Annotated in this window: 17 protein-coding genes; 7 read left to right on the top strand and 10 right to left on the bottom strand. The window is 71.7% G+C overall.

Translation table 11 applies throughout. From position 1 onward, the window contains the following. Positions 1-142 precede the first annotated feature (142 nt). Positions 143-1195, bottom strand: a complete 1053-nt coding sequence (trpD, locus tag ACFPFQ_RS00475; RefSeq protein WP_379613515.1) for an anthranilate phosphoribosyltransferase — start codon at positions 1193-1195, stop codon at positions 143-145. Positions 1196-1199: 4 nt separating this feature from the next. After that, complete coding sequence (locus ACFPFQ_RS00480; RefSeq protein ID WP_379613517.1) at positions 1200-1631, bottom strand: hypothetical protein; 432 nt, start codon at positions 1629-1631, stop codon at positions 1200-1202. Positions 1632-1865: 234 nt separating this feature from the next. Between ACFPFQ_RS00480 and ACFPFQ_RS00485 the strand changes: the two genes are divergently transcribed. Genes ACFPFQ_RS00485 through ACFPFQ_RS00500 form a run of 4 tightly spaced genes read left to right on the top strand, consistent with a single transcriptional unit; the run spans position 1866 to position 6150 of the window. After that, the gene (locus ACFPFQ_RS00485; protein ID WP_379613582.1) at positions 1866-2441 is read left to right on the top strand and encodes a cytochrome c oxidase subunit 3; all 576 of its coding nucleotides are present in this window, start codon (positions 1866-1868) and stop codon (positions 2439-2441) included. Positions 2442-2498: 57 nt separating this feature from the next. Continuing rightward, positions 2499-3368 (top strand): c-type cytochrome, encoded by an 870-nt coding sequence (locus tag ACFPFQ_RS00490; RefSeq protein WP_379613519.1) that lies wholly within the window; start codon positions 2499-2501, stop codon positions 3366-3368. Then, positions 3365-4492 carry a ubiquinol-cytochrome c reductase iron-sulfur subunit gene (locus ACFPFQ_RS00495; protein ID WP_379613521.1) on the top strand — a complete coding sequence of 376 codons (1128 nt, stop codon included), beginning with the start codon at positions 3365-3367 and terminating at the stop codon, positions 4490-4492. The genes ACFPFQ_RS00490 and ACFPFQ_RS00495 overlap by 4 nt, the downstream gene beginning before the upstream one ends. After that, positions 4489-6150, top strand: coding sequence for a cytochrome b (locus ACFPFQ_RS00500; protein ID WP_379613523.1), 1662 nt, complete (start codon positions 4489-4491; stop codon positions 6148-6150). Before ACFPFQ_RS00495 ends, ACFPFQ_RS00500 begins: the two co-directional genes overlap by 4 nt. A gap of 323 nt (positions 6151-6473) precedes the next feature. On the opposite strand, the gene ACFPFQ_RS00505 is transcribed toward ACFPFQ_RS00500, so the two are convergent. Further along, complete coding sequence (locus tag ACFPFQ_RS00505) at positions 6474-7676, bottom strand: glycosyltransferase 87 family protein (protein ID WP_379613525.1); 1203 nt, start codon at positions 7674-7676, stop codon at positions 6474-6476. A 93-nt stretch (positions 7677-7769) separates the two neighbouring features. Here ACFPFQ_RS00505 and ACFPFQ_RS00510 point away from each other — a divergent pair, with 93 nt between their 5' ends. Then, positions 7770-8792: an LLM class F420-dependent oxidoreductase gene (locus ACFPFQ_RS00510; RefSeq protein ID WP_379613527.1), complete on the top strand. Its 1023-nt coding sequence runs from the start codon at positions 7770-7772 to the stop codon at positions 8790-8792. Between the two features lie 6 nt (positions 8793-8798). Here the strand turns inward: ACFPFQ_RS00510 and ACFPFQ_RS00515 are convergent, their stop codons facing one another. From ACFPFQ_RS00515 to ACFPFQ_RS00525, 3 genes are read right to left on the bottom strand one after another with little or no spacing between them, the layout of a single operon-like run. After that, positions 8799-8987 (bottom strand): hypothetical protein, encoded by a 189-nt coding sequence (locus ACFPFQ_RS00515; RefSeq protein WP_379613529.1) that lies wholly within the window; start codon positions 8985-8987, stop codon positions 8799-8801. 5 nt (positions 8988-8992) lie between these two features. Then, positions 8993-9163 (bottom strand): type II toxin-antitoxin system Phd/YefM family antitoxin, encoded by a 171-nt coding sequence (locus ACFPFQ_RS00520; protein WP_379613530.1) that lies wholly within the window; start codon positions 9161-9163, stop codon positions 8993-8995. Between the two features lie 30 nt (positions 9164-9193). After that, positions 9194-10048 (bottom strand): NAD-dependent epimerase/dehydratase family protein, encoded by an 855-nt coding sequence (locus tag ACFPFQ_RS00525; protein ID WP_379613532.1) that lies wholly within the window; start codon positions 10046-10048, stop codon positions 9194-9196. Between the two features lie 219 nt (positions 10049-10267). Here ACFPFQ_RS00525 and ACFPFQ_RS00530 point away from each other — a divergent pair, with 219 nt between their 5' ends. Then, positions 10268-10543, top strand: coding sequence for a hypothetical protein (locus ACFPFQ_RS00530; RefSeq protein ID WP_379613534.1), 276 nt, complete (start codon positions 10268-10270; stop codon positions 10541-10543). 64 nt (positions 10544-10607) lie between these two features. Next, a complete protein-coding gene (locus ACFPFQ_RS00535) occupies positions 10608-11324 on the top strand; it encodes a DUF4190 domain-containing protein (protein WP_379613584.1) in 717 nt (238 codons plus the stop codon). On the opposite strand, the gene ACFPFQ_RS00540 is transcribed toward ACFPFQ_RS00535, so the two are convergent. From ACFPFQ_RS00540 to ACFPFQ_RS00555, 4 genes are read right to left on the bottom strand one after another with little or no spacing between them, the layout of a single operon-like run. Next, a complete protein-coding gene (locus ACFPFQ_RS00540) occupies positions 11321-13096 on the bottom strand; it encodes an acyl-CoA dehydrogenase (RefSeq protein WP_379613536.1) in 1776 nt (591 codons plus the stop codon). The two genes, ACFPFQ_RS00535 and ACFPFQ_RS00540, sit on opposite strands and share 4 nt — an antisense overlap. A 9-nt stretch (positions 13097-13105) precedes the next feature. Further along, positions 13106-19189: a HEAT repeat domain-containing protein gene (locus ACFPFQ_RS00545; protein ID WP_379613538.1), complete on the bottom strand. Its 6084-nt coding sequence runs from the start codon at positions 19187-19189 to the stop codon at positions 13106-13108. 47 nt (positions 19190-19236) lie between these two features. Further along, entirely contained in the window at positions 19237-19686 is a 450-nt protein-coding gene (locus tag ACFPFQ_RS00550) for a hypothetical protein (protein ID WP_379613540.1), read from the bottom strand. Between the two features lie 58 nt (positions 19687-19744). After that, positions 19745-21091: an FAD-dependent oxidoreductase gene (locus tag ACFPFQ_RS00555; RefSeq protein ID WP_379613541.1), complete on the bottom strand. Its 1347-nt coding sequence runs from the start codon at positions 21089-21091 to the stop codon at positions 19745-19747. Positions 21092-21115 lie beyond the last annotated feature (24 nt).

Below are 21115 nucleotides of genomic sequence, written 5' to 3' on the forward strand. Positions count from 1 at the left end.
TCCACCTCAAGATCATTCAGATCGTGTCGTCACACGACCTCAACCAACGTCTCCGGTCAGTACAACTAGCTACGCACACCCTCAGGGGGTCCCGCACACCGTCCACGGTGTGCGCCGGCACCTCGCGATGTGCGTGAGCGGGTCAGTGACCCGCGAGACCCGTCGAGAACTCCGCCCAGCGCTGCAGGAGCGTCTGGGCGGCGCCGGAGTCGATCGCTGCCGCCGCCCGTTCCAGCGCCGCGGGGAAGGCCGCAGCCAGCTGCTCCGGCGCGCCGTCGAACGCGATGAGCGCACCCGCCGCATTCAGCAGCACCGCGTCGCGCACGGGACCCTTGTCGCCTGCCACCAGCCGCCGGAACACCTCGGCGTTGACCTCGGGCGAGCCGCCGCGCAGGTCCTCCCGGGTGGCGCGGGCGATCCCGAACGCCGCCGGGTCGATGCTCTCCTGCCGCACCTCGCCGCCTGCCACCACCCATGCGGTGCTGGTGCCGGTGGTGGTGAGCTCGTCGAGGCCGTCGTCGCCGCGCACCACGAGCGCCGAGCTGCCGCGTCCCGCGAACACCTCGGCGAGCACCGGCGCGATCCGGGCGTCGGCGCACCCGACGAGCGCGGCCGCCGGCTGTGCCGGGTTGGTGAGCGGGCCCAGCACGTTCATCGCCGTGGGCACGCCCAGCTCGCGGCGCGGGCCGGAGGTGTGGCGGAACGACGGGTGGAACACGGGAGCGAAGCAGAACCCGATGCCGACCTCGGTGACGCACGACTCGACGCCTGCGGGCGGCAGGTCGATGGCGATGCCGAGTGCCTCCAGCACGTCGGCCGCCCCGCTGGCCGAGGAGGCCGCGCGGTTGCCGTGCTTGACCACCGGCGCTCCCGCGGCCGCGACGACGACAGCGGTCATGGAGGAGATGTTGACGGTGTGGGCCTGGTCACCCCCGGTGCCGACGACGTCCATGGCCCGGCCCGCGACGGTGACGCGGCGCGCGTGGCGCAGCATCGTGGCGGCGAGGCCCGCGATCTCCGCGGAGGTCTCGCCCTTGGCCCGCAGCGCGATGAGGAACCCGGCCAGCTGGGCGGAGGTGGCCTCCGCGTTGAGCACGCGGTCCATCACCCACGCCGTGTCGGACGTCTCGAGGTCCTCGCGGCGCAGCAGCCGCCCGATGAGCCCGGACCAGGTCAGCGCGCCGGCGTCGGCCACGGTGTCAGCTCCGGACGGCGGGGAGATCGCCCGCACGCGAGCGGCGCAGCACGTCGGCGACCGTCTCGGCTGCGGTGAGCGGGTCGAGCGGGTGCACGAGGACCGCGTCGGCCTGCGACCACGTGGCCAGCCAGCGGTCATCGCGGCGGCGGACCGTCACGACGATCGGCGGGCAGTCGTCGATCTCGTTCTTCAGCTGCCGGGACAGGCCCATGCCGCCGGTGGGCTGCGCCTCACCGTCGAGGATGCACAGATCGATCTCGCCGGCGTCGAGCGCCACGAGGACGTCGGCGATGGCCCCGGTCTCGTGGAACTTGATCCGGCCGAGGTCCGGCGCGGGCCGGCGACCGATGGCCATCGTGATGGCTTCCCGGACCTCCGGACGGTGGCTGAACACCAGCACGGTCAGTGTCTCGCTCGCGACAGGGCTGCTCATCGCTCTCCCTCGCTGCGCTCGGTCGGCGCTGCGCGCAGGCGCTGTGACTCTGATTCGCTCGCAAGCTCGCTCACGATGCGAACTCTAGTGGGGACTCCAGCGGAACTCGACGGGGCGCCCATCCGTTCTGTGACCGGGTCGTGTCCACCAACCGGGTAGCCCGACAGGCTGTAGAAGTTGGCCGGGGGTCATAATGCCCGGGTGACGACAGCCGCTCCCAACATCAGTGCGCGGATCCATTCGCTGAACCGCCCCAACCTGGTCAGCATCGGCACCATCGTCTGGCTGTCCAGCGAGCTGATGTTCTTTGCCGGGCTGTTCGCGATCTACTTCACCGCGCGGGCGCAGAATCCGCCCACCAGCACCTGGCCCCCCGAGCCCACCGAGCTGAACGTTCCCTACGCGCTCGTGGTGACGATCATCCTCGTGGCGTCCTCGTTCACCTGCCAGTTCGGCGTCTTCGCCGCCGAACGTGGCGACGTGTTCGGGCTGCGCCGGTGGTACCTCCTGACGCTGGTCATGGGCGCAGCCTTCGTGCTGGGCCAGGCCAACGAGTACCGCGTGCTGGTCACCGAGCACGCCACCACGCTCTCCTCGAGCGCGTACGGCACGGTCTTCTACCTCGCCACCGGCTTCCACGCCCTGCACGTCACCGGCGGCCTGATCGCGTTCGTCTTCCTGCTCATCCGCACCAAGCTCAGCAAGTTCACCCCACAGCAGGCCACCGCGGCGATCGTCGTGTCGTACTACTGGCACTTCGTCGACGTCGTGTGGGTGGGGCTGTTCGCCGTCATCTACTTCATCCGCTGACCCGCTCATGTTCCCGTTCGTGACGCTGCCGACCGCAAGGGCAGGAAGACGCAGACGATGACCACCACACTCCCGTCGGGCAAGGCGCCGCAACCCGCGCCGTCGACACAGAAGGCGCGGGGTCCGCGCACCCGGTTCCGTCGCAGGGTGGCGGGATTCGCCGCACTGGGCATCGGTCTGGTGACCGCAGGCGGCCTCTACACCGCGTTCACCCCGGCGCCCCAGGTCGCCACGGCGCAGGGCAACAGCGCGCTCGTCGCCAAGGGCCAGCAGCTCTACAACAACACCTGCGTCACGTGCCACGGCGCAAACCTGCAGGGTGTTGCCGAGCACGGCCCCAGCCTGATCGGTGTCGGCGACGCCGCCGCCTACTTCCAGGTGTCGTCGGGCCGCATGCCGCTGGCGCGCCAGGAGGCGCAGGCCACCCGCAAGCCCCCGATGCCGCAGTTCGACCCCGCCACCGAGGAGGGTCGGGCCAACCTCGACGCACTCGGCGCCTTCATCCAGGCCAACGGAGGCGGCCCGCAGGTTCCGGACAAGACCGGCGAGGAGCTGCGCGGCAACGACCCCGCCCGCGGCGGCGAGCTGTTCCGGCTCAACTGCGCGTCGTGCCACAACTTCACCGGCCGCGGCGGCGCGCTGTCCTCGGGCAAGTTCGCCCCGGACCTCGACCCCGCGTCCGAGACGCAGATCTACACGGCGATGCTCACGGGCCCGCAGAACATGCCCAAGTTCTCCGACCGGCAGCTCGGGCCGGAGGAGAAGGAGGACATCATCGCCTACGTCAAGTCGGTGACCAACGGTAACAACAACCCCGGCGGCAACGCGCTCGGCGGCATCGGACCGGTGTCCGAGGGGCTCGTCGCGTTCATCGTCGGACTGGCCGCCCTGATCGGGTTCACCCTGTGGCTGGGAGCGAAGCAGTGACCACATCGCACCAGGGCCCCCGCGTGCCCACGGCCGCCGAGGTCGACGACATGACGCAGGAGGAGCGGGCCCGGCTCGCCTCGGAGCTCGACGACGTCGAGATCCTGCACAACCGCCGCCCGTGGCCGGTACCCGGAACCCGCGCCGAGAAGCGTGCCGAACGTTCGGTCGCCTTCTGGTTCGCGCTGTCGGCCGTTGCCGGCCTCGCGTTCCTCGGGTCGTTCCTGTTCTGGCCGTACGAGTACAAGGCACCGTCGGACCCGGGGCACGGCATCTACGCGCTCTACACCCCGATCGTCGGCACGTCGTTCGGCCTCATGGTGCTGGCGCTGGGCATCGGCGTCATCGCCTACGTCAAGAAGTTCTTCCCCGCCGAGGTCTCGGTGCAGCAGCGCCACGACGGCGCGTCCGACGAGGTCGCCCGCAAGGCGATCGTCGCCCAGCTGGCCGCCGCCGGTCAGGACACCGGCATCGCCCGCCGCTCGCTGATCAAGCGCTCGGCAGGCGCGGCAGCGGGCCTGCTCGGCCTGGGCATCGGCATCGCCGCCATCGCGCCGCTGGTGCGCAACCCCTGGAAGGGCGGCAACGACGCCGCGCTGTGGACCACGGGCTGGAAGCCGGTCAACGGCGAGAAGGTCTACCTGCGCCGCGACACCGGCGACGCCCACGAGATCGCGCTGGTCCGTCCGGAGGACCAGGACGCCGGCTCCATGGAGACGGTGTTCCCCTTCCGCGAGTCCGAACGGGGCAACGAGGAGGCGCTCGCCGCCGCGCTGCGCCGCTCCGACAACCCGGTGATGCTGATCAGGCTGCGCCCCGCCCAGAACGTCATCCAGCGCCCTGGCCAGGAGAACTACCACTACGGCGACTACTACGCCTACTCCAAGATCTGCACGCACCTGGGCTGCCCGACGTCGCTGTACGAGGCGCAGACGCAGCGGATCCTGTGCCCGTGCCACCAGTCGCAGTTCCTGGCAACCGAGTACGGTCGGCCGGTTTTCGGTCCCGCCACCAGGTCACTTCCCCAACTTCCGATTACCGTGGACGAACGCGGTTATCTCGTGGCCACGGGCGACTTCCGTGAGCCGATCGGCCCGGCCTTCTGGGAGCGGAGGAACGTATGAGCGCGATTACCACGCCAACGTCGTCGTCGGCGGGTGCGGCCAAGGTCGCCTCCGCCCTCGACGAGCTCGATCAGCGGTACCACCCCGCGGCGGGCATGCGGAAGCAGTTCAACAAGGTCTTCCCCACGCACTGGTCGTTCATGCTGGGCGAGATCGCGCTCTACAGCTTCCTGGTCCTCCTGCTCTCCGGTGTCTACCTCGCGCTGTTCTTCGATCCCTCCATGGTCGAGGTCACCTACAACGGCGTGTTCACCAACCTGCGCGGCATCGAGATGTCGCAGGCCTACAAGACCTCGCTGGATCTCTCCTTCGACGTCCGTGGTGGCCTGTTCGTCCGCCAGCTGCACCACTGGGCCGCGCTGCTGTTCCTGGCCGCGATGGTCGCCCACATGATCCGCACGTTCTTCACCGGCGCGTTCCGCAAGCCACGTGAGGCCAACTGGATCATCGGCGTGCTGCTGCTGTTCCTCGGCTTCTTCGCCGGGTTCACCGGCTACTCGCTGCCTGATGACCTGCTGTCCGGCACGGGCCTGCGCATCGCCTCGGGCTTCATCCTGTCGGTCCCGGTGATCGGCACGTGGACGCACTGGGCGATCTTCGGCGGCGAGTTCCCCGGCACCGAGATCATCCCCCGCGTCTACATCGCGCACGTGCTGCTGATCCCGGGCATCCTGCTCGCGCTCATCGCCGTGCACGTCGGGCTGGTCTGGTACCAGAAGCACACGCAGTTCCCCGGCCCCGGCCGCACCGAGGGCAACGTCGTCGGCGTCCGGATCCTGCCCACGTTCGCGGCCAAGGGCGGCGCGTTCTTCGCCGTCACCGTCGGCGTGCTGGGCCTGATGGCCGGGCTCTTCCAGATCAACCCGATCTGGAACTTCGGGCCGTACAACCCGGCGCACATCTCGGCGGGGTCGCAGCCCGACTGGTACGTGCTGTTCACGGAGGGGATGCTGCGCATCTTCCCGCCGTGGGACATCTACATCGGCAACTACAACCTGCCGCCGGCGTTCTGGGCGAGCCCCGCGTTCCTGCCGATCCTCTACACGATCGCCGGCGCGTACCCGTTCATCGAGCGGAAGTTCACGAAGGACAACGCGCTGCACAACCTGCTGCAGCGCCCGCGGGACGTGCCGGTGCGCACCTCGCTCGGCGTCATGGGCATCGCGTTCTACGCGGTGCTGGTGCTCTCGGGCAGCAACGACATCATCGCGTACTTCTTCGACATCTCCCTCAACGCCACCACGTGGGCCGGCCGCATCGGCGTCCTGATCGTCCCGCCGATCGCCTACTACGTGACCTACCGGTTCTGCATCGGCCTGCAGCGCGGTGACCGCGCCGTCCTCGAGCACGGCATCGAGACCGGCATCATCAAGCGGCTCCCGCACGGCGAGTTCATCGAGGTCCACCAGCCACTGGGCGGCGTCGACGAGCACGGCCACGCCATCCCCCTGGCCTACCAGGGTGCCGCGGTGCCGAAGCGGATGAACCAGCTCGGCATGGGCGGGGCGCCGGTCTCCGGCTCGCTGCTCAAGCCGGACCCCGTGGAGCAGACCGCAGCGCTCGAGCAGGCCAGGGCCGATGACGCCGTGGCCGAGCACGAGTCCGTCGAGCAGCGCCGCGAGGTGCTCTCGGGACGGCCCAAGGACCTGGTCGACTAGATCGCACGCAGCACACGTCGAAGGCCCCGCCGATCGGCGGGGCCTTCTGCGTTGCGGGTACCTCTCACGGATGGCAGGAAAGCCACTTTCCCGCAACGTCGTTGCGGGAAAGTGGCTTTCCTGCAACCACCGCACCCACAGCCCCACGCCGGGCCCTCCTGTGCGCCTCGGCTCGCGCACGCCGGTGGTTGTTGTGCCCTCCCGCCGACCTGGCGCAGCCCGATCATGCGCCCGCCCCACGCGCAGCCCGGCGAGGGCGCACTGAAGCCGGGCACGCCCCCAACCGCAAGCGCCGATTCATGGCGGGCGTTCTTGCAACGCGATCAGCGAGTGGCCGCCACCCTGCGCACACTCCACCCCGCCACCACCAGCGTCACCACGAACAGCCCCAGGTAGGCGTCGGGCAACAGCGAGATCAGCCCGGTGCGTGGGATCGGCCCCACCCCCGGCCCGGGCAGCGCCGTGATCACCGCGGCCGTCACCACCAGCAGCCCGGCCAGCAGCACCACCGGCCGCCAACCACCCCGCACGACCGCCTGGTGGCCCACCAGCACGAGCAGCGGCACCGTCCACACCCAGTGGTGCGACCACGCGAACGGCGCCACAGCGGCCGTACCGAGCCCGCACAGCGTCACGGCGAGCAACTCCTGGTCCCGCCGGTGCGCCCGCAGGGCGACCCAGGCCGTGGCGGCGACGAGTACGAGTGCGCCCAGCAGGTACGCCCACGTCGTCTCGCCGAAGGCTCGCGCGATCAGGCCGTTGAACGAGTGGTTGGTGGTGGCGGCCGGTGGCGAGATCCGGTCGGCCGCCGCGAACCGGCCCTGCAGCCAGTACGCCACGGAGTCGGCGGGCGCGAGCACGAACCCGAGCGCGACGGTGGCGGCGAACACGCCCAGTGCGACACACGCCGCCCGGATCCGCCCGACCAGCAGCAGGTACCCGACGAACAGCAGCGGCGTCAGCTTCAACGCGGCCGCCAGCCCGACACCCACACCGCGCCAGCGGCTGTCGCGGCGGCCCAGCACGTCGCCGACGACGAGCGCGAGCAGCAGCAGGTTGATCTGGCCCAGGTACAGCGTGGTCCGCACCGGGTCCAGCCAGGTGGCGACCGCGACCAGCGCGACGGCGGCCGCGGTCAGCGCCGGCCCGGGCGGCACGCCGAGGGTGCGCAGGCAGCGCCGCACGGCGTAGGCCAGCAGCAGCAGCGACGCCGCCGTCCACGCGATCTTGAGCAGGGGCAGCGGGAGGACGGCGAGCGGCGCGAACAGCAGCGCGGCCGCTGGTGGGTAGACGAACGGGAGCGTCAGCAGCACACCGCCGTCGTAGAGCGGCTGCCCGTCCAGGACGTGCCGGCCACCGGCCTGGTAGACCTGCAGATCGATCAGGAGCAGGTGCGCGTCGGGCCAGACGGCGAGCACCACGGCGTGCCCCAAGAGCGCGAGCAGCACCACGAGCGGCGACCACCGCCGCACCCGCTCGGCCGCTGTCGGGCGGGTGGCGACGGTCCCCCGCGCTTCGGTCGGCACGGCAGAACGCTACCGGCGCCTGCTTCCCGATCCGCGCCGCGTCGGCGATGATCCGGGAAAGGCCGGAGCGGACGCACTCGTCAGGAGAGATCCATGCAGGTCGACGCCATGTCTCGCGGCAACGGGCTCGCGGAGATCGCCGCGGATGCACGCGAGCGCGAAGCGGCGGGGTTCAACGGGCTGTGGTCGGTGGAGACGGCGCACGACCCGTTCCTGGCGCTGCTGCCCGTGGCCGAGCACACCGAGAGCATCGCGATGGGCACCGCCATCGCCGTCGCGTTCGCGCGCAACCCGATGAGCACGGCCTACGTCGCCAACGACCTGCAGCTGTACTCGAAGGGCCGGTTCCTGCTCGGGCTCGGCAGCCAGGTCAAGCCGCACATCGAGCGCCGCTTCAACATGCCGTGGAGCCACCCGGCGCCGCGGATGCGCGAGTACGTGCAGGCGCTGCGCGCCATCTGGGACGCGTGGAACACCGGCGAGCGGCTCAACTTCCGCGGCGACTTCTACTCCCACACCCTGATGACACCGTTCTTCGATCCGGGTCCCAACCCGTACGGACCGCCCAAGGTCTACATCGCGGCCGTCGGCGACCACATGACGCGCACCGCGGGCGAGGTCTGCGACGGGATCCAGCCGCACGCGTTCACCACCGACCGGTACCTGCGCGAGCGCACGATCCCGCTGCTCAAGGAGGGGCTCGCGACGTCGGGCCGCACCCTGGAGGACTTCTCGATCGCGTTCTCCGCGTTCGTCGTCACGGGCGACACGGAGGAGCAGATGGCCGCGGCCGCCGCCGGGGTGCGCCAGCAGATCGCGTTCTACGGCAGCACCCCGAGCTACCGCGGCGTGCTCGAACTGCACGGCTGGGAGGAGGCGGGCGTCGAGCTCAACAAGCTCTCCCGCGGCACCGACGACGACCGCTGGGTGAAGATGGCCGACCTGATCGACGACGAGATGCTCGCTACGTTCGCGGTGGTGGCCGAGCCCGACCGGCTGGGGTCGGCGCTGCTCACCCGTTTCGGCGACTTCGTGGACCGCTTCCAGTTCTACGCGCCCTACGCGCATGCCGATGAGCTGTTCGCGCCGGCGATCGAGGTGCTGCGGGCGGCCTGAGCTCGCCTACCGGTCCATCGGTACCGGCACCCCCTCGATGCCGAAGTCCGACTCGGCCTGCTGGAGGACGGACTGGCGGGCGGCCCGCTCGGCGGCAGAGGCCGCGACCAACGGGCCGACGGACAGCTCGGCAAGGGTGATCGAGCTGATGACCGGCTCGTCGGGCAGGCCCTTCTCGGACCGCAGGGTCGGCAACGCGATCACCGTGCCAGCAGGGAGGTTGCGCTCAGCCGCGGTCTCGGCAGCGGTCGCAGCTCGGCGACCGGGCGTCCGTCCCGGGTGACGACCAGCGTCTCACCGCTCTCGACCCGGTTCAACACATCACCGCCGTGGTTGCGGAGGTCCCGGACGGTCACGTCGTCGGCACTCATGGCTGGATCGGATGACCGGTGAGACGCTTGCTACCCCCGCCAGCTGTGCTCCGGCTCGTAGCCCAGCACCCGGCGCGCCTTGTCGATCGACAGCATCGTCTCGTGCTCGCCCAGCTCCCGGGTGACGGGCACACCCGGGAACACCTCGGCCGCCAGCTCCGCGCTCGGGCGCGACATCACGGTGTCGGCGTTGGCGACGATGAACACCTCGGTGCCGGTCATCGGGTGCTCGAGCGCCTTGCGCACAGCCTGGGCGCCGTCTCGCCCGTCGATGTAGGCCCACAGGTTCCACTTCCGCGCCTGCGCATCGGCGTCGAAGGCGGGGAAGCGGGCGTAGTCGGCCACGTCCATGACGTTGGAGAAGCGCAGGCCGATCGCCTTGAGCTCGGGCACCCAGCGGCAGAACTGGCGGGCCAGCTCCTCCTCCAGCGTCTTGACCAGCGAATACGTGCTCTCCGGCCGCGGCGGGTAGGCCTCGTCCACCGGGATGTAGGGCGGCGGGGTGTCGAAGGGCAGACCCAGGACCGTCTCGCTGGAGGCCCAGACGAGGTTACGGATCCCCGCGGCGCGCACCGCGGCGAACACGTTGTAGGTGGCCGGCATGTTGTTGGCGAACGTCGCCGCATTGGTGGTCAGGCCGGGAGCCGGGATCGCGGCGAGGTGCACCACCGCATCGACGCCGGCATGGCGGTCGTCGACACCGGTGAGGGCCTCCAGGACCTGGCCGTAGTCGGTCAGGTCGACCCGCACGAACGCCGCCGCGACCGAGTCCGGGTCGGGGACCCGGTCGATCGCCACCACCCGGTATCCGTGGTCGGTCAGGTCCAGCACCACGTGCCGGCCGAGCTTGCCGCTGCTTCCCGTCACCGCAACCGTCGTCGTCATACCCGGCAGCTTCCCCGATCGTGACCGACGCGCAACGCGCGGCCCGCTGGCCTCCTCCGGATCGGCTTGCTACGGTGTCGCACATGCGCTCCCTCGCTCTTGCCCTCGACGCGGCCGTACGGCCGCGCGTCGGCTGAGCCAGGTCGTCGACGCGCGTTCCTCCTCCTCACCGAGGCCTGGCTCGGGTCACCCACCACTGTGGAACCCCTGGAGCCGATCATGACCGTTCTGGACGAATCCCCGCGCACCACCTACATCCCGCGCCAGCACCGCCGCCACGAGATCGTCACCACCGACGGCATGGCCGGCATCCTGTGCATCGGCTCGGCGCTCGCCACCTGCGGTTACCCGGTGCGCGACTTCGCGGCCGACGTTCGCGAGGGCGTCCCGTACAGCAGCATCACCTGCACGGTCTCGCTCACGGGCGCCGAGCTGGAGCGCTTCACCGCCCAGCTGCTCGCGCTGCCGGCCGTCGTCGCCGTCGACCCCTGCTGATCATCACGACCGGGGTGTTCCCCGGGACTCCACAAGATCCGGACGTTAGGGTCGCGGGGTGTCGATGCCACCCATGCCGGGCGTTCCCGGACAGGCACCGCAGTGGGGGCCGTCCCACCCGGTCCGGCCCTCTCCGATACAGCCCTATCCCGGTCCGATCCAGCAGTGGGGACCACCGCCCGCGGGGCTGGGCTACCCGCCGCTGGGTCCGCAGCCACGGCCGACGGTCAACGGGCTCGCCGTCGCCGCGCTGGTCGTCGCGATCATCAGCCTGTTCCCGATCGCGGCCGTTCTCGCGTTCGTCAGCCTGGGCCAGATCCGCCGCAACGGGCAGACCGGACGCGCGTTCGCGATCGCGGCGCTCGTGGTGTCGGCCGTCTGGGTCGTGGTCTGGGCACTGATCGTCGCGCTGATCACGATGCTGCCCGCGAGCGGCGCCACCGTGACGACGTCGGGCTACCACGCCGGTGACTGCGTCAACCGCAACAGCGGGAGCGGCAGCGGCACGTTGCCGTGCGCCCAGCCGCACGACGCCGAGGTCTTCGCCGTCTTCTCCCTGCCCGCCGGCACCTATCCCGGCGACCCGGCCGTCGAGGACACGGTCGAGAACGCGTGCAACGAGCGGCTCGACGCCTACGCGCCCTCCGCGGGCACCGACACCGCGATCGGCCTCGCCGCGATCAGCCCGGACGCCGCGAGCTGGCGCCGCAACGACCGTGAGGTGGTCTGCCTGGCCACCGCCCGCAACGGCAAGGTGACGGGCTCCATCCGCGGGCGCTAGAGGATGCCCGGCTCGACGTCGAGCGTGGTGCGGTCCAGGCTCTCCAGCAGCGCGAACTGCGGCCCGGTGCGGGGCAGCTCGTAGCGGAAGAAGTACCGGGCGGCGGCGCGCTTGCCGGCATGGAAGTCGCTGTCGTGGCTCCCGACGGCCAGCAGTTGCTCCAGCCAGATCCACGCCATGACGACGTGCCCGACGGCCTCCAGGTAGATCGACGAGTTCGCCAGCGCCACCGCGGGGTCGCCGGCGGCCCACAGCGTGCGGGTGACCTCGGCGATGCGCTCGGCCGCGGCCGCGAGCGCGTCGGCCTCCTCGGTGTGACCGGCCGCGCGGGCCCGCGTTGCCGTCGCACCGATCGTCTCCAGCAGCAGGGCGAGCCCGGCGCCGCCGTCCATCACGACCTTGCGACCGAGCAGGTCAAGGCCCTGGATGCCGTGGGTGCCCTCGTGGATCGGGTTGAGCCGGTTGTCGCGGTAGAGCTGCTCGACGGCGTACTCGCGCGTGTAGCCGTAGCCGCCGTGCACCTGGATCGCCAGCGCGTTGGCCTCCAGGCACCACTGCGACGGCCAGCTCTTCGCGATCGGGGTGAGCACGTCGAGCAGCAGGTGGGCCCGCGCCCGCTCGGCGTCGGTGGCCGCGGTGCGCTCCTCGTCGAGGAGCCGGGCGCAGTAGAGGATCAGCCCGACGGCGCCCTCCACGTAGGACTTCTGCGCCAGCAGCATCCGGGCCACGTCGGGATGGGAGATGATCGGGACCTGCGGCGCCGACGGGTCCTTCGCCCCCGCCGGACGGCCCTGCGTGCGGGTGCGCGCGTAGTCGAGCGCGTGCAGGTAGCCGGTGTAACCCAGCGCCGCAGCGCCCGCCCCGACGCCGACGCGGGCCTCGTTCATCATGTGGAACATGTAGGTGAGGCCGCGGTTCTCCTGCCCCACCAGGTGGCCGACGGCCCCCGGCTCCCCGCCGGGGAGGAACCGACCCTCGCCGAAGTTCAGCAGCGTGTTGACGGTGCCCCGGTTGCCCATCTTGTGGTTGACACCCGCGAGCACCACGTCGTTGCGGCCGCCGTCGGGCAGGACCCGCGGCACGAGGAAGAGCGAGATCCCCTTCACCCCCGGCGGTCCGCCCGGCACCTTGGCGAGCACGAGGTGCACGATGTTCTCGCTCAGCTCGTGGTCGCCCGCGGAGATCCACATCTTGTTGCCGAACAGCCGGTAGGAGCCGTCGTCACGGGGCTCGGCACGGGTCGTGATGTCGGCGAGCGACGAGCCGGCCTGCGGCTCGGAGAGGCACATCGTGCCGAAGAACCGGCCCGCGACCATCGGCTCGACGTACGTCGCGATCTGCTCGGCGGATCCGTGCGCGAGCAGCAGGTTGGCATTGGCGACCGTCAGGAACGGGTAGGCCGCGGTGCTGATGTTGGCGGCCTGGAACCACAGGAAGCACGCCTGCGTCACGGCCTGCGGCAGCTGCATGCCCCCGACCTCGGCGTCCATCCCGGCACCGACGATCCCGGCCTCGCCGAACACCCGCAGCGCGCGGGCGACCTCGGGGATCATGTGCACCCGCTCGCCGTCGAAGCGCGGCTCGTCGTTGTCGGCGGCACGGTTGTGCGGGGCGAAGTGGTCGGTGGCGATCTGCTCGGCGAGCTCCAGCACCGCGTCGAACGTCTCGCGGGAGTGCTCGGCGTAGCGGGACCGCTTCGTCAGCGACTCGACCTCGAGCCAGTCGTGGAGCAGGAAGTCAAGGTCCCGACGCGACAGCAGCAATGAGCGCACCGGGCAAGACTAGGTCGTGTTCCCGAGCCATCCCAGCACCGTCTGTGCGCCCTCCCGCACGGTTTCGTCGGTGTCGGTGCCGGCCAGTCTGGTGAGGAGCGGGCGCAGCGACTCGTCCAGGCCGGGTCGGACCACGCCCGCGAGCGCTGCCGCGCGAACGTCCTCGTGTGGGTCCGTGGTGGCGAGCTCGACGAACAGCGCCCGGTCGCGGCCATCAGGCTGCTGGCGCAGCAGGATCTCGATCGCCTTCTCCCGGACGGCCGCGTCCGGGTCGTTGCCGACCCGCCCGATCACCAGCTCCCTGGTGCGGTCGCCCCACCAGTTCCAGGCCAAGGCGTCGAGCGCCGTCACCCGCTCCGCCGCGCCGGTGCCGGCCACGACGCGCAGCGCGAGCAGAGCGCGCGTCCGGTCATCGGGCCAGATCCGGGCGACGCTCGCCAGCGCCGCCTCGCGCACCACCTCGTCGGGGTCGGACTCAACCCGTTCGACGAGCGTGACCCGGGTCGGTGTGTCCGGCCACTGCCTGGCGAGAACCTCGACGGCCGCGCGCCGCACCTCCGCACCGAGATCCTGCTGCACCCGATCGACGACGAGTGCGCGGGTGCGCTCGTCCGCCCACACCCGACCCAGTTCGATGAGCGCTGCCGCACGCACATCCGGTTCCGGGTCGTGGACGGTGCGCTCGTGCAGGAGCGCCCGGGTCCGCTCGTCCGCCCAGACCTGGACGAGCAGCTCGCACGCACGCTGTCGAACCTCAGCCGGCTGGACGGCGGGCGCGGTGGCCTCGACGAGCATCGCCCGGGTCTGCTCGTCGGGCCAGAGGTACGCCGCCGCCCCCAGGATCTCGCCGCGCGTGTTCTCGTCGGGCTCGGTCGTGGCACTCGCCGTGAAGAGGTCCCGGAGCCCGTCGTACTTCGATCGGAGCAAGCCCTCGAACGCCCGCTCCCGGACGGTCCCGTCGGGGTCTGCCGTCGCGCGGTCGAGCAGCATCGCGCGCACCGCGGTGTCGTGCCCGGCCGGATGGAGCAGCTCAACGGCCTTCGTTCGCGCATCCTCGTGGGGATCGGCAACGGCGCGCTCCGCCAGCAGGACCGCCGTCCGATCGTCCGGCCACCTCCACCGGAGCAGGTCCATCGCTTCCACCCGGACCTCGACGTCCGGATCATCGACGACACCCGCGGCAACCGTCTCACGAGATCGCGCGTCGGGCCACTGCCGCGCCAGCTCGTCCAGCACCGCCTGCCGGACCTCGGGGTCGGGATCCGCGTGCGCGGCCGCGACCACCGCACGGGTCTGCTCGTCGGGCCAGAACCGCACGACGACGTCCACGGCCTTCCGCCGGACGTCGGCATGCGGGTCGGTCGTGACGAGCGCGACCGCTCGGTCGCGGGTCGTCCGGTCGGGCCACGTACGAGCCAGCACCTCGAGCGCCGCAGCGCGGACGTCCTCGTCCACGTCGGCGACGACGCGGTCGGCGAGCAGTGCGCGGCTCTCGTCGTCGGGCCACTGCCAACCCAGCACACCCAACGCCGTGCGCCGGACGTACCCGGCGTCGTCCGTCGTGGCCGCCGAGCCCAGCAGCGCGCGGCCCCTTTCGGGGGTCCCGAGTCGGAACACCTCGATGAGTGCGCGCATCCGGACGTCCTCGTGCGGATCGGCGGCGACCCGATCCATCAACATCGCCCAGGTCCCGGCGCTCGGCGGATCCGCGGTCGTCAGCAGCAGGTCGATCCCTCGTTCCCGAACCTTCTCGTGGGGATCCGTCGCGATCCGGGCTGCCAAGACGGCTCGGGACCCGGGGTCCGGCCACTGCTGGGCGAGTAGCTCCAGCGCCGCGATCCGGACATCCTCGTGCCGGTCGGCGCCGGCCCGTTCGGTGACCACCGTGCGGGTCCGCTCGTCGGGCCAGCTCCCGAACAACTCCTGCAGCCCGCGGACGCGGACGTCCTCGTGCAGGTCGTCGACGGTCCGCGCGAGGATCAGCCCTCGGGTCGCCGCATCGGGCCGGGCCCAGGCGAGGATCGCCAGTGCATCCTTGCGGACGGCCTCGGCCCCGTCGGAGGTGGCGACGGCCGCGAGCCACGAGCAGTCCGCTGCGGTGAGTCCCGGCAGAGCAAGGAGCTCCAGACCGCGCACGCGGATGTCCTCGTCCGGGTCCGCCGTCACACGCGACGCGATGAGCGTCCGGGTCCGCTCGTCCGCCCAGCCCTGCGCCAGCAGTTCCAGCGCCGTGTTGCGAACGTCCTCGGCCGGGTCGGTCACCGCCCGGTCCTCGAGCAGCTCGCGGGTCGGCCGATCGGGCCATGCACCGGCGAGCGTCTCGAGAGCACTGCCCCGCACGCCCTCCCCCGGATCCACCGCCGCACGGTCACGGAGCACCGCGCACGTCGCGCCGTCCGGCCGGAGCCGGGTGAGGGCGGCGAGCGCGGTCTGCCGGACCTCGTCGTCCGGGTCGGCGGTCACCCGGGACGTGACCATGGCGAGCGTTCGCTCGTCGGGCCAGATCCGGGCCGCGATGTCCAACCCGGCCGACCGAACGGACTCGGCGGGGTCTGCCCGGACGAGATCCGCGACGTCGGAGCGTGTCGGCTCGTCCGGCCACGCGTGGGCGAGGGCCTCGGCCGCCGCCCGGCGGACGGTCGGATCGGAGTCAGCCCTCGAACGGTCCTGCGCAAGGGCTCGGGATCGGTCGTCCGGCCAGCTCCCGACGACGACCACCAGCGCCGCGGATCGGTTGTTCTCGTCCGGGTCCTCGGCGGCGCACGTGGTCAGCAGCGCGCGGGTCTGCTCGTCGCGCCATCCCCGCATGAGCCCGTCCATGGCGCATCGCCGGTCGTACTCGTCCGCATCGGCGCGCGCCCGCGTCACCAGGAGCGCCCGAGTTCGATCATCGGGCCATCGCAGTACCAACTCGTCGAGCGCCTCCGCACGGACGACCTCGTCGCGATCCGTGGTGGCGCGCGCTGTGAGATGCGCCCGAGTTCGATCATCGGGCCAGTGCCGGCCCAGCGCCACCAGCGCAGCGGAGCGGACCGACCAGTCCTCATCACGCGTGGACGCCGACGCGATGCGCGCCCAGGAGTCCGCGTCCGGCCAGGCGGCCGCGAGCACCTCGACGGCCGACGCACGCACCTCCGCATCCGGGTCGGCCGACAGGGATGCGGTCACCAGTGCCCGGGTCCGGTCGTCGGGCCAGCCGCCTGCCAGTGCGAGCACGATGGTGCGGCGGACCATCTCGTCCGGCTCGCTGCGCATCCCCGCCAGCAGGAACTGATGCGTCGTCGCGTCCGGCCAGGTCTGCACGACGGCGTCGACTGCCGCCAACCGGACCGACCAGTGCGGATCGGCGGTGGCTCGCGACAGGAGAAGGGCACGGGTGCGGTCGTCCGGCCAGACCCGTGCGACGACCTCGACCGCTCCTTTCCGGACGTCCTCGTGGATGTCCGTCGCTGCGCGCGACTCGATCAGGTCGCGGCAACCGTCATCGGACCATCCGGTTCCGAGGGCCGCGACCGCCGCCGCACGGACCAGCTCGTGGGGATCCGCGGTGGCCCGCACCACCAGCAGGTCTCGGGTGCGGTGGTCCGGCCAGCGCTGGGCGAGCTCCTCGGCGGCGGCCTTCCGCACATCGTCGTCGTGGTCGGTGGTGGCGCTGCGGACGAGCACGTCACGGGTTTCGGCATCCGGCCATCCCGCCGCCAGCTGCGCCAGGGCGAGCTGCCGGATCGCCCAATCCGGGTCGGAGCCGGCACTGGTGTGCAGGAGGGCCCGCGTCCGGGCATCGGGCCACGCCGACACCATGGCATGGATCGCGGCCCGCCGGACCCTCCCGTCGTGCCCGGTGGCGAAGCAGCGTGTCACGACAGCGCGGGTGCGGGCGTCCGGCCACCGGCCGGCGAGTGCCTCCACCGACGCCGCGGCGACATCAGGACGAACGTCCCTGCTGGCCCGCTCCATCAGCAGCGTCCGCGTGGATTCGTCGGCCCAGCCCGCGGTCAGCTCATCGATCGCGGCCTCGCGCACGTGCACGTCCGGGTCGTCGATCCGGCCGACGAGCAGCGCCCGCAGGTCCGGATCGCCCGGGAACAGCGCACAGGCGATCTCGGTGGTCGTCCTCGCGAACCGCCACCGCTCCGCGTTGTCATAGGTCTCGGGAGGCACCGGGCAACCGCGGAACCAGTCGAGGTAGCGGTTGCGGGCGGGCAGCTGCGGCCCGATGTCCTGCACCACGATCACCACGGCGCGGAGCGCGTAGTGCAGGCCGAGCGTGTTCCAGGTCCTCCTGGTCACGATCGTCGTCCGGATCACGGTCAGGTTCTCGATCAGGCCGTCGACGATGCGCTCCGACTGCGCCTGCAGCATCGCGGCGCTGCGGGCCTCGGCAAGGCAGCGCGCCGCGAGGATCCAGTGCCGGCCGACGGTGTCGGGATCGACCCGGACGCCGGGCGCGTTCCCCAGCTCCAACAGGTGGTCGATGATCTTGGCGAGGAACCGCTCGTGGATCATCCCGGCGATGAGCAGGAGCACCTCCTGCCAGGCCGGATCACCTGCGTGGCCGCCGAACACGACCGTGACGAGCTCCTCGGTCGGCAGGTCCCGCGACTCCTTGAACCGGTAGACGATCTCGTCGGCGCAGCAGTACTCGAGGAAGGCCCGGTGCACGAACCCGTAGGTGCCGGGGCCGAACCGCGACAGGATGAAGTTGCGATCGCGGAACTGCTCCAGCATGGCCTTGGCCACGATCTTCGCCTGATCCAGCGGCTGCTGGTACCGCTCCTGCAGGTAGTCGCGGAACTCCGCGAGCAGGTCGTCGCGATGGATGTGGTTGCCGGCGATGCCGCCGCGGCCCTCCTGCATGCGGCGCGCGATCCGGCGCAACAGCTCGCGCTTGTCCTCCTCGTCGATGTAGTCCATGGCGACCCTCGTATCGCGCACCGCGCGGTTGAGGTCCCAGTGCTGGGTCAGTACCTCCACCGCGTGGCGATAGACCCGATGGCGTTCCTTCGGCAGCTCGCGGCGCCTGCCGATCACGGCGAGGATCGTCAGCAGCATCGGGTTCCCGGCCAGATCCGCCGCCGAGGGTGAGCGGTCGATCGACGTGCGGAGCCGCGCCGATCGGCTGTCGGCTTCCACCTGGTTGCCGCGGGAGGCGAGGCGGTACCACTGATCGATGAAGGTGCCGATCTGCTCGGCGTCGAGATCCTCGAGCTGGTGCAGCCGGAAGCCGGCGCCGTCGAGCACCCCGCGGCGGTAGCCGATCACCCGTGATGTCACGACGACCCGCACCCGGGGGAACCGTCGGGAGAAGGCGGCGATCCGCTGCGCGGTCTCCTCGCGCTGGGCGGCGTCGAACAGCTCGTCGAGGCCGTCGAACATCACGACGGCCCGGCCGTCGGACGAGAGGTACTGCTCCAGAACCTGCCGGGGCAGCCCCAGCCCCTCGTTGGCGTGCTGATGGTCGAGGAAGTCCAGCAGCGTCCCGTCCGCCCAGCGCCCGACCCGCCATCCCGGCCCCGCGTAGGAGCGCAGCTCGACGATCACCGGGAGCCACCCGGCCAGCCCGGAGAGCTCGTCGGGGACCTGCTCGCCCGACAGGGCCAACGCGAGGTAGCGCAGCAGCGACGACTTGCCCGCTCCGGGATCACCGAGCAGCGCGACGAGGCGCTGCGCGGGATCGCTCAACAACTGGGTGATCGCGCGCGGGACCTGGGCGGCGTGCGACGCGCGAGCCCTGGCCAGCAGCTCGCGATCGAGGTGCTCCATCTCGTCGGGGAGCTCGGCCGAGCCGACATCACCGGTTTCGACGAGACGTCGCCACAGGTCCCGGGGCAGCTCGACCGGCGCCGGATCGGCCCGGACCGTCTGCGGCACGAACACCTGTCGCAGCAGGACCGGGAGGTGCTCGTCCTCGCTCTCCGGTGTCAGCGCCGAGAGGTCCAGCACCCGGTAGCGCGCGGTGACGGCTGCCAGGTACCCCGCTCGGTCCTGCGGGGTCAGCGGGGCCGGCCGTTCGGTGGCACCGCCGAAGACGACCGTGAAGTCCCCGCCGACGTAGACGTCGTCCAGCGCGACGTTGCCGCCGCTGCGCGGCACCGGCGCGCGCGGATCGCCCTCCAGCGACGCGGTGGGAGCGGGCCGCCCTACCGCGCCGAGGGGTCCGGCGACTCTCCCGCCCGGACGCCCTCGATGGTGATGCCGCCGCTGAACGTGGCACCGTCGACCTTCACACCGGTTCCGCTCGCGGACACCGAACTGATCTTGAGGAACTCCGCCTGCACGTCGTGCAGGTCGATGCCGATCGCCGGGGCCGCGCCGGCATCGTTCGCGGCGACCGCGTCGGTGACCCGCCGGGCCGCGGCGAGCAGCTCGTCGTCGGGCACGTCGGGCACGTCGGCGAGGTTCTCCTCCAGCGCGCTCCGTTGCGCAGCCGAGTCGGGGCGACGCTCGACCCCGGACACGTCGACCCGGCGCCGACCCAGCAGCGCCTTGAGCGCGGCGTAGGCGTCCTTGACCGCTGACGCGGCGGTGTCCTTCAAGCCGGCTGATGCACCCAGTGCTACGGCCGTCACGATCAGTGTCACCGGATCCACGCGCCGAATCCTGTCCGGATCGGGAGAATCGGTCAACCGCCCCGCTCAGCGGAGCTGCTCAGGTGCCGTGGGCCATCTCCAGCATCTCGGCCAGGTCGGCCACCTTGACGCGCTCGGCCTCCCGCATGCCGCCGCGGCGGATCTCCTCGGCGTCCAGGCGCAGCCAGCCCGTCCAGTCGACGGGGCGGATGCCCGCAGCGGCCAGCGCCTCCCGCAGCTGTGCGGGCTCGGGACGGGTGGGGGGCGGGAGGCCGGGGAGGTCGGCCAGCAGCGCTGCCACGGTCTCGTTGGCGTCGCCCTTGTTGGTGCCGATCACGCCGGTGGGCCCGCGCTTGATCCAGCCCGTGACGTACTCGCCGGGCACCGGCACGCCGTCGGCGAGCACGCGGCCGCCGTCGTTGGGCACGGTGCCGGTGGCCGCGTCGAACGGCAGGCCGGGGATCGGCTCGGCGGCGTAGCCGATGGCCCGCACGACGAGGCCGACGGCGAGCGTCTCCTCCTCGCCGGTGCCGACGACGCGCCCGTCCTCGTCGATGCGGTTGCGCTCCACGACGATGCTGCTGACGCGCCCGTTCTCCCCGTTGAGCCGCACCGGGCTGCGCAGGAAGCGCAGGTGCACCCGCCGGGGAGCGGTGCCGCCCGCCCCGCCCGCCCACTCCGTCAGCATGGCGAGGTTCTGCTTCTGGCGCCGGTCCTCGGGCTCCGCGACGCCCGCGGCGAGCAGCCCGTCGTCGTGCACGATGACGTCGGCGTCGGCGAGGTCACCGATCTGGCGCAGCTCGGCCGGGGTGAACCGCACGTGCTGCGGGCCGCGGCGGATCAGGATGTGGACGTCGCGCACGGCGCTGCCGCGCAGCGCGTCGAGCACGCGGTCCGGCACGTCGGTGGCGGCCATCTCCGCCGCCGAGCGGGCCAGCACCCTGGCCACGTCCAGCGCGACGTTGCCGGCGCCGACGACGGCGACGCCGGGGTGGTCGAGCGGTGGGTCCAGCTTCACGAAGTCGGGATGGCCGCAGTACCAGCTGACGAACTCACCGGACCCGTAGGAGCCGGCCAGCTCCTCCCCCGGCACGCCGAGCCCCCGGTCGACGGCGCTGCCCGTGGCGTGGACGACGGCGTGGAAGTGCTGGCGCAGCACGTCCAGGCCGATGCCGCCGGTGCCGACCCGGACCCCGCCGAGGAACTCGACGAGCGCCGGGTCGAACGGCTTCTGCAGGACCCGGATCACCGACTTCATCTTGACGTGGTCCGGTGCGACGCCGTAGCGCACCAGGCCGTAGGGCGCCGGGAGGCGGTCGAGCACCTCGACGCTCACCGGCACCTCGGACGTGAGCAGCGCCGCTGCGGCGTAGAGGCCGGACGGCCCGGCTCCGATCACGGCGACGCGCGCCGGGTCCTGAGACATATGGCGGTCAACTCCTGCGTGGTG

The organism is Pseudonocardia sp. GCM10023141, assembly GCF_042653605.1.